This window comes from endosymbiont of Ridgeia piscesae, assembly GCF_001443665.1.
Taxonomy (GTDB): domain Bacteria; phylum Pseudomonadota; class Gammaproteobacteria; order Chromatiales; family Chromatiaceae; genus Endoriftia; species Endoriftia persephonae.
In genome coordinates this window covers 132,192-140,256 of sequence record NZ_KQ557119.1, presented here as the reverse complement: position 1 = coordinate 140,256, position 8,065 = coordinate 132,192, and the positions used below count along the sequence as shown (strand labels likewise).

9 protein-coding genes and 1 pseudogene are annotated in these 8,065 nt (G+C 56.7%); 4 read left to right on the top strand and 6 right to left on the bottom strand.

What is annotated here, in order from left to right; all coding sequences use genetic code 11:
• The first annotated feature begins 97 nt into the window (after positions 1 to 97).
• A pseudogene (locus Ga0074115_RS04165) lies at positions 98 to 575 on the top strand (NapC/NirT family cytochrome c).
• A gap of 330 nt (positions 576 to 905) precedes the next feature.
• Complete coding sequence (gene moaA / locus Ga0074115_RS04160; protein ID WP_057956977.1) at positions 906 to 1,886, top strand: GTP 3',8-cyclase MoaA; 981 nt, start codon at positions 906 to 908, stop codon at positions 1,884 to 1,886.
• A 30-nt stretch (positions 1,887 to 1,916) separates the two neighbouring features.
• Here the strand turns inward: moaA and Ga0074115_RS16140 are convergent, their stop codons facing one another.
• The 6 genes from Ga0074115_RS16140 to Ga0074115_RS04135 all read right to left on the bottom strand — a co-directional run bounded on the left by Ga0074115_RS16140 (position 1,917) and on the right by Ga0074115_RS04135 (position 5,997).
• Positions 1,917 to 2,075 (bottom strand): hypothetical protein, encoded by a 159-nt coding sequence (locus tag Ga0074115_RS16140; RefSeq protein ID WP_006474725.1) that lies wholly within the window; start codon positions 2,073 to 2,075, stop codon positions 1,917 to 1,919.
• Between the two features lie 169 nt (positions 2,076 to 2,244).
• Positions 2,245 to 2,556 (bottom strand): non-heme iron oxygenase ferredoxin subunit, encoded by a 312-nt coding sequence (locus tag Ga0074115_RS04155; protein ID WP_057956978.1) that lies wholly within the window; start codon positions 2,554 to 2,556, stop codon positions 2,245 to 2,247.
• A gap of 5 nt (positions 2,557 to 2,561) precedes the next feature.
• On the bottom strand, positions 2,562 to 3,671 hold the full coding sequence (locus Ga0074115_RS04150) for an anthranilate phosphoribosyltransferase (RefSeq protein WP_057956979.1): 1,110 nt from the start codon (positions 3,669 to 3,671) through the stop codon (positions 2,562 to 2,564).
• A gap of 60 nt (positions 3,672 to 3,731) precedes the next feature.
• On the bottom strand, positions 3,732 to 4,634 hold the full coding sequence (locus Ga0074115_RS04145; RefSeq protein WP_057956980.1) for a carbon-nitrogen hydrolase: 903 nt from the start codon (positions 4,632 to 4,634) through the stop codon (positions 3,732 to 3,734).
• Positions 4,635 to 4,639: 5 nt separating this feature from the next.
• Positions 4,640 to 5,686 (bottom strand): agmatine deiminase family protein, encoded by a 1,047-nt coding sequence (locus Ga0074115_RS04140; protein ID WP_057956981.1) that lies wholly within the window; start codon positions 5,684 to 5,686, stop codon positions 4,640 to 4,642.
• A gap of 20 nt (positions 5,687 to 5,706) precedes the next feature.
• Complete coding sequence (locus tag Ga0074115_RS04135; RefSeq protein WP_232432897.1) at positions 5,707 to 5,997, bottom strand: hypothetical protein; 291 nt, start codon at positions 5,995 to 5,997, stop codon at positions 5,707 to 5,709.
• A 106-nt stretch (positions 5,998 to 6,103) separates the two neighbouring features.
• Here Ga0074115_RS04135 and Ga0074115_RS04130 point away from each other — a divergent pair, with 106 nt between their 5' ends.
• Positions 6,104 to 7,351 (top strand): lipoprotein-releasing ABC transporter permease subunit, encoded by a 1,248-nt coding sequence (locus tag Ga0074115_RS04130; protein ID WP_057956982.1) that lies wholly within the window; start codon positions 6,104 to 6,106, stop codon positions 7,349 to 7,351.
• The gene (gene lolD / locus Ga0074115_RS04125; RefSeq protein ID WP_057956983.1) at positions 7,344 to 8,030 is read left to right on the top strand and encodes a lipoprotein-releasing ABC transporter ATP-binding protein LolD; all 687 of its coding nucleotides are present in this window, start codon (positions 7,344 to 7,346) and stop codon (positions 8,028 to 8,030) included. The genes Ga0074115_RS04130 and lolD overlap by 8 nt, the downstream gene beginning before the upstream one ends.
• The last annotated feature ends 35 nt before the right edge of the window (positions 8,031 to 8,065 follow it).

The following is an 8,065-nucleotide window of genomic DNA, read 5'->3' as shown; positions in this document are numbered from 1 at the left end:
TCGCTGATTAAGAGTTTCTTCCGCATGTCAGATACAAAGTATATTTTGGCAAGTTCAAAAATAGACTGCCAATACTTTCGGAACGATTAATACTGCTATGGAGGCGACAAATACTGAAGAATTCTGCATCTCTTGCCATGAGCATGGAACAGGCTGTTTACCAGGAATTGCAAGAGACTATTCACTTCAGCAATCGTACCGGTGTGCGCGCTACCTGCCCGGACTGTCATGTGCCTAAGGAGTGGATCCATAAAGTTATCCGCAAGATCAAGGCCAGTAATGAGCTCTATCACAAGATGCTGGGTACCATTGATACAGTGGAGAAGTTTGAAGAGAAACGTCTAGAATTGGCCAAGAATGTCTGGCGCACCATGAAGGAGACCGACTCCCGTGAGTGTCGCAACTGCCACAATTTCGACTCCATGGATTTTGATCGCCAGGAGGAGCGTAGTGCTAGTCGGCACGACGAAGCGATTGAGGCAGGGTACACTTGTATTGACTGCCACAAGGGTATTGCCCATTCTCTGCCCGAAGGTTACGACCCAGCCGAAGATCTGCCGGATGGGGAAGAATAGACAGAGAGCATAAGAAGAGAGGCCGCCACTTGGCGGCCTTTTTTTTGGCACCTTTTTTGCCTTTTTATTGCCAATACAGAAGTGATGTAGGGCAATCTCCAGTAATCAAAGGCGTTTACAGAACCTGCTGACCGCTCGGTGGTGATGTGGATTGAACGAACTGTTCACATCTGTTCAATGACCAGTGGCATTCTGCAGGAATTGTTCAGAAGGGATGATTGCTTTGAAAATTATTGACTTATAGAGACAACATTTGACCCTGAACAAGTTGCTCGCAGGTCGCTTCAGGTAGAAAATGCATAAATAATCATTCCAACAAGAGACGCACCGATGCCCATGCTAAGAGACCCGTTTGGACGAAACATCGAGTACCTCCGTCTTTCGGTTACCGACCGGTGCGACTTTCGTTGTTTTTACTGTCTGCCCAAGGGCTTCAAGGATTTCACCCCACCCAGTACTTGGCTGACGCTGGATGAGATTGAGCGCCTGATTCGGGTCTTTTCCGAGATGGGCGTCAGCAAGGTGCGATTGACCGGCGGTGAGCCTCTGGTGCGAAAAGACCTGCCAGAGCTGGTACAGCGTTTGGGTGCGTTGCCACAGATCGAAGATCTCTCCCTCAGCACCAACGCTTCCCAGTTGGAAAAGTATGCCGACTCGCTCAAGCAGAGCGGGGTCAGCCGGATCAACGTGAGTCTCGACTCTCTCGATCGGGAGCTTTTTCGACACATCACCCAAGGGGATCTGGATAAGGTTCTGGCTGGCTTGAAGGCTGCCAAGCGGGCCGGCATGAATCCAATCAAGATTAACATGGTGGTGATGAAGGGAGTGAACGACCATGAGATAGGTGACATGGTCGACTTCTGTTTGAAACACGACTTCACTCTGCGCTTTATCGAGACCATGCCGGTGGGTGAGACCGGTAAAAACGCCACTGATCGATACGTCGATCTGCGCGAGGTCCGTAAAGAGCTGGAGCGGCGTTTCATGCTGGAGCCGGCCGCCATGCGCGGTGCCGGGCCCGCTTCCTACGTTAGGGTTGCCGATACCGATCTGCGTATCGGTTTCATCACGCCGATGTCCCAGCATTTCTGTGAGACCTGCAATCGGGTGCGTCTTTCTATAGAGGGTACGCTCTATCTCTGCCTGGGCAAACATGACAACGCTGAACTGCGTCCGCTGTTGCGGCAGGGGGTTAGCGATGAGGGTCTGAAGGAGGCGATCTTCGAGGCGATCTCACGCAAGCCGGAGCGGCATGAGTTCAATGAAAATCCGGGGGAGGTTATGCGGGTAATGTCCCTCACCGGCGGCTGAATCGGAAGCCGCCAGCGAGGCAGGAGTTGCTTAGAGACGGATGCCAGTGGGAGCAGTGGTTTTCCCCGAATTTTTCACTGTTCCGTTGTGAGCGATGTCCTTAATCTCGAAACTGCGGTCCGCTTGGCTCGATGTCTGCCAGACAAGTGTTGCTGAAAAAGCAACGGCAAATGCGAGCAGATATTTCATATAACCCTCCGGAAAGCCTTTTTGGCGTTTTATTCGGTTCTTTTCGACCGATGCTTTTTATACGCATATCCTGCGCAACCGGAATATACGATAAATCGTTCCTAAATTCCACCCCTTGTTCCTAAGCATTTTGTGACCAGATTCCGGAAAATGAACTCGTTGTGCGAGTTTAATCCAGGATGATGTAAATCTTGCCTGCCTCCTCCTTGACCGGATAGGTCGCAATCGGGTCAGTTGCAGGCTCCTCCATCGGTTCTCCTGTTTTCAGGCTGAAGCGGCTGCCATGCAGCGAGCATTTAATCATGTCGCCCTGGATACACCCCAGATAGAGTGGGACCTCTTCGTGGCTGCAGAGATCATCCACTGCATAGTGGGTTCCGGCCAGATTCGCTATCAAGTAGCGCCCGCCATCAATCTCCACCCGTTTCATCTTGCCTGGGGCAATCTCACCTCGATCGGCAACAAGGATCTTGTTGGACATCGCGATCATCTCAAACGGTTCAAAGTATTGCCGGAGTCGAGCACCGTGCGCAGTCGATTGGCTGCCGCTTCAAGGCTGGTCTCCCGGCCGGTATGCCAGAGAATCAGACTGCCGGCATAGAGCAGTGAGTCATAGGTCGGCCCAGGCTCACCCTTGAGTGCCGCAATGCCGGCTTTGGCGGCTGCCGCTGCGGTGGCCTCGACATCCACCATAATCGCCACCTCATCACCACGGCGCGGCTGTTTGGGGAGATTCTCGGGCAGGGGGACGGCACGAACCTCCTGATGTATCCCGAGTGCACGCGGATTGATCTCCTGGGAGACCTCTTCACCAAAATCATCGTAACGAAAAACCATGCCCTGCTGCCGCAAGGAGGGGATCACACCGCCTTCGGTGCCGCGCACCAGCAGGGCGCCCTGAAAGCCGGCATGACGAGCCAGAGTGGCGTATTTGGGGGGGTAGGGCTTGTGTACATAGCCGGTGACAAGGTGGGTCTTTTTCTGCCCGGAGATCGGTTTGGCTATCACTTCGACGGTGGTCAACACTTGGCGTTTGATGATGCGCTGACGCAGCGGAATCAGGTCGTGGAGTTCGGGGCAGAAGCTGCTCTGATCAAGGTAGGCCCAGCCGACCGCCGGGTCAGCGAGGCGTTCAGCTGCCTGTTCAACAGTGAGATCCACACTCATTTCTGCCGCCTGAAGCACATGCCGATGGGTGACGCCATATTTCGGTCCCACCTTGTCGAGTCCGTGGCTGATGGCGGGCAGACCACACTCTGCAAGCAGCATTGGTAGAAAGGGTGCGACCAGCAGATTGCGGTTGAAACCGTCGTAGGGATCAGCGATAGAGATCACTTCATCAACCTCGGCAGTAACCGATTGGCTTGTCTGCAGGATTGCATCCAGGATGCCGAGATTCTCCTCATTGGTCTCCCGCTTCATGCGTAGTGCGATGAGAAAAATGGCGGCCTGCACATCGTCCACATGGCCCTTAAGGATCGCCTGCATACCCAGCCTCGCCTCCTCTTGGGAGATATCCTTGCTGAGCTCAGGGCCAGTGGCAATTCGCTGGATAATTGAGTGCATAACTGCACGGGAGGTGGCGATATCGGTCATCGTTCAGGTCATCCAAGCTGGAAAAAGAAGGGGTGGAGTATAAAAAGTTGACTAAATTTGTCAAGAATTCTGCGGATCATTGAAGAGTTGCAGCAGTGGTGCGTAGCTATCGATGCGTCGGTCCCGTAAAAAGGGCCAGATGCGACGTACTTTCTCGCTGTGCTGCAGGTCGATCTTCGCGAGCACAACCTGGGCTTCATCCTGCTTGGCCTGGGCTAGCATTTCACCTTGAGGGCCACAGATAAATGAGCCTCCCCAGAACTGAATGCCAGAGGTGACGCCGCTGGGATCGGTTTCAAACCCGGTGCGGTTGCAGGCAACCAGGGGCAGTCCGTTGGCGATGGCGTGACCACGCTGCACCGTCTGCCAGGCATCGAACTGGCGCTGCTGCTCGGCTGCGTCATCGCCCGGATCCCAGCCGATCGCGGTGGGATAGAGCAGGATCTCTGCACCGGATAGTGCCATCAGGCGTGCTGCCTCCGGGAACCACTGATCCCAGCAGATTAGCACTCCGAGCCTGCCAAGGCTGGTCTGGATAGGGCTGAAGGGGCCATCGCCCGGTGCGAAGTAGAACTTCTCGTAGAAGCCGGGGTCGTCCGGGATATGTTTTTTTCGGTAGATCCCCGCCAGCGTGCCATCACTCTCCAGGACCACTGCGGTATTGTGATAGAGGCCGGCAGTGCGTCGCTCGAACAGTGAGGCGACGATCACCACCTCCAGCTCTGCAGCCAGTGCGGCAAGCTGCTCGGTCGTGGGGCCGGGCACTGGTTCCGCCAGGTTGAACAGCTCCGGGTCTTCGTGTTGGCAGAAGTAACGGCTGTTGTGCAACTCTTGGAGCAGGATCAGCCGGGCACCCCTGCCACAGGCTTCACGGACTCCCTGGATGCAGTTCTCTAGATTCTGTTCACGACTGCCGTAATCTTTCTGTTGAACCAGGCCAATGCTTAATGATTTCTGAAGCATGATGTTTACTCTGGGGCAGTGAGAGCAACCGCAGCGGGTAGTTGCATGGTGGCGCAGTGCAGGCTGCCGTTTTGCCGGATCAGCGTGCGGCAGTCGATCCCCACCACTTTCCGGTCGGGAAAGCAGCACGCTAGCTGCTGCATTGCCAGGCTGTCTGCTGCAACCTTATAGATGGGTAGCAGGACGGCGTCGTTGAGCAGCAGGAAGTTGGCGTAGCTGGCGGGTAGGCGCCGGCCGCTTTGTGGATCGTGGATTGGCCCAGGGTGTGGCAGAGGGATCAACTCGTAGGGGGCGCCGTCTGGTTGGCGCAAATTACGAAGTTCCGCCTCCATCGCCTGCAGTGCAGGGAAATCCGGGTCGTTCGGATCTAGGCACTGTTGGTAGCAGATCCGGTCTGGAGTGCAGAAACGTGCCAGGGTGTCGATGTGACCATCGGTGTCGTCGCCGCTCAGTCCACCCTGTTCGAGCCAGAGAAATCGGCGGGCCCCCAGGCTGTGGCGCAGCTGCTCCTCGATCGCCTGTTTGGAACGCCCCGGATTGCGCGCCGGGTCGAGCAGGGTTCGCTCCACCATCATCAGAGTGCCCTGGCCATCGCACTCGATGGCGCCGCCTTCGAGTGTCAGGCTGCTCGACTGCATGGGCAGTCCAGCGAACAGGCCTTGTGTTGCGAGGTTTTGGTTACAGGCATCATCCAGCTCGGCTGCAAATTTGCCGCCCCAGGCGTTGAAGTGGAAATCGAGCAGCAACGATTGATCGTTGTGCAGGATGGTGATCGGCCCATAATCCCGTACCCAGGTGTCGTTAGTCTTGCTGATCACCAGGCTGGCATGGGTCAGATCGACCCCCTTTGCGTTCAGCCGTCGTTGAATCTGCTGTCGGTGCGATTGGTCAAAACAGACCAGTATCACCGGCTGAAAACGCAGGATGGTGGCGACGATCTCTGTGTAGGCTGCATCAGCCTCTTGCAGAATGTCAGACCAGTCGCTGGCGGCGTGGGGCCAAGTTAGGAGCGTAGCGGACTGTGGTTCCCACTCCGCGGGCAATCGGCGCATAGGGTAAAAGGGGGGGCTGATCAGCGGTGAACGACTGAGATCAGAACCATTTCGAACTCAAAGAAGACGGAGTAGTCGGGGTAGTCCCAGCGAGTGATGGGGGGTGAGCCGACCCAGGGGTGTTCATAGTCGGGTTCACCAAACTGCATGCGGACTTGATTCATGGTCAAGCCGCGTGTTGGACGTTGTAGACCTTCGGGGCTGTTGACAGGCTCTTCCGCGATCGCGTCAAGTAGCAATACTTCTGCCTGAACGACTTGGGTTGCCGGAATCAGGGTGGTGGCGAATAGCAGCGGAATCCAGAATTTCATCAATGACAGCTCCAGGGGACGGCTTCTAAAGGGAAATATAGCACCCCTGCCTAACTATAGAAAATTCGGGATCTTTTGCAGTCGGATATGGTTTAATGCGCTCGCCATGTACAAGCCGTTTGAACTCTTTGTCGGTCTGAGATACACCCGTGCCAAGCGGCGTAACCACTTCATCTCATTCATCTCACTGATCTCCACGCTCGGCATTATGCTGGGGGTGGTGGCGTTGATTGTGGTGCTGTCTGTGATGAATGGTTTCCACAAAGAGGTGCGCGAGCGCATCCTCGGCATGGCCTCCCACGCCACTATCTCGGCGGTCAAGGGCGGCCTTTCCGACTGGCGCGATGTGATGGCTCAGGCCGGCAAAAATCCCCATGTGATAGGTCGTGCTCCCTATGTTGAGGGGCAGGGCATGTTCATTAATGGGCAGAAGGTCAGCGGTGCGATCCTGCGCGGTATTGATCCGGCGGAAGAGGGTAAGGTCTCGGTGGTGGTTGAGGCGATGAAGGTTGGTAGCGTCACCGACCTGCAGCCGGGCGGCTACGGGGTGATCCTCGGTCAGGAACTGGCCTATCTGCTCGGGGTCGGCATGGGTGACAAGGTGACCCTGGTGACGCCGCAGATCAATGTCACCCCGGCCGGGATCATGCCGCGTCTGAAGCGCTTCAAAGTGACCGGCATCTTTGAGGTCGGCATGGGCGACTACGACCGTGGCGTGGCGCTGCTGCATATCCAGGATGCCGCTAAACTGATGCGCCTGGGCGGCGATGTGACGGGGGTGCGGCTGAAGCTTGATGATCTCTATAAGGCCCCCGAGGTGTCACGCCAGCTGGCGTTGAAGATGGGTGGCTACTATCGGATCAGCGACTGGACCATGCAGCATCGCAACTTCTTCTCTGCGCTGCAGATTGAAAAGCGCATGATGTGGATCATTCTCTCGCTGATCGTTGCGGTGGCTGCCTTCAATATCGTCTCCACGATGGTGATGGTGGTGACCGACAAGCAGTCTGACATCGCCATCCTGCGCACCCTGGGCGCCTCGCCCCGCTCGATCATGGGGATCTTCGTCATCCAGGGGGCCACCATCGGCGTGGTTGGCAATCTGCTTGGCATGCTCGGCGGTGTGGCGTTGGCCTACAATGTGGATGGTATCGTGAAGTGGATCGAGCAGCTCTTCAACATCCACTTTCTCGACCCTAACATCTACTACATTAGCGAGCTGCCCTCCGACCCACACCTCTCCGATATCCTTTCCATCGGCGGCTTCGCCTTCCTGATCACGCTGGGAGCCACCCTCTATCCGGCCCTCAAGGCCTCACGTACCCAGCCGGCCGAGGCACTGCGCTATGAGTGATCCGGCGGTACTCGAGGCGTGTGGTCTGCAACGCACCTTTGCCCAAGGCAAACTGCGGGTGGAGGTGTTGCGGGGTGTCGATCTGCAGCTGGCCAAAGGTGAGCGGATCGCCGTCATCGGCAGCTCTGGCTCCGGCAAGAGTACCCTGCTGCACTGCCTGGGTGGGCTCGACCGACCCAACGCGGGCAGTGTCCGCTTCGCTGGTGCCGATCTGTTTGCGCTCGGTGAGGCGGAGCGGGGACGGCTGCGAAACCGCAGCATGGGTTTTGTCTACCAGTTCCATCATCTACTGCCCGAGTTCAGCGCCCTGGAAAATGTGGCGATGCCACTGCTGATCGGCGGTCAGACAGCCCAGGCGGCTGCTACTGCTGCTGCCGAGATGCTGGAACGGGTCGGCTTGGCGAATCGCAGCCACCACAAACCCTCAGAGATGTCGGGGGGGGAGCGCCAACGGGCGGCGTTGGCGCGGGCGCTGGTGGGCAACCCCACCTGTGTGCTGGCGGATGAGCCTACTGGCAATCTGGACCGGCGCACCGCCGGGCAGGTCTATGAATTGATGCTGGAACTCAATCGGGAGCGCCGCACCAGTTTCGTGGTAGTAACCCACGACCCGGATCTGGCTGCACGCATGGACCGCATCGTGCATTTGGTGGATGGCAAGTTGACTGAAGAGCCTTAAGAGTTTGCTAATGTAGAGTTCAGTCCGCAAACAAC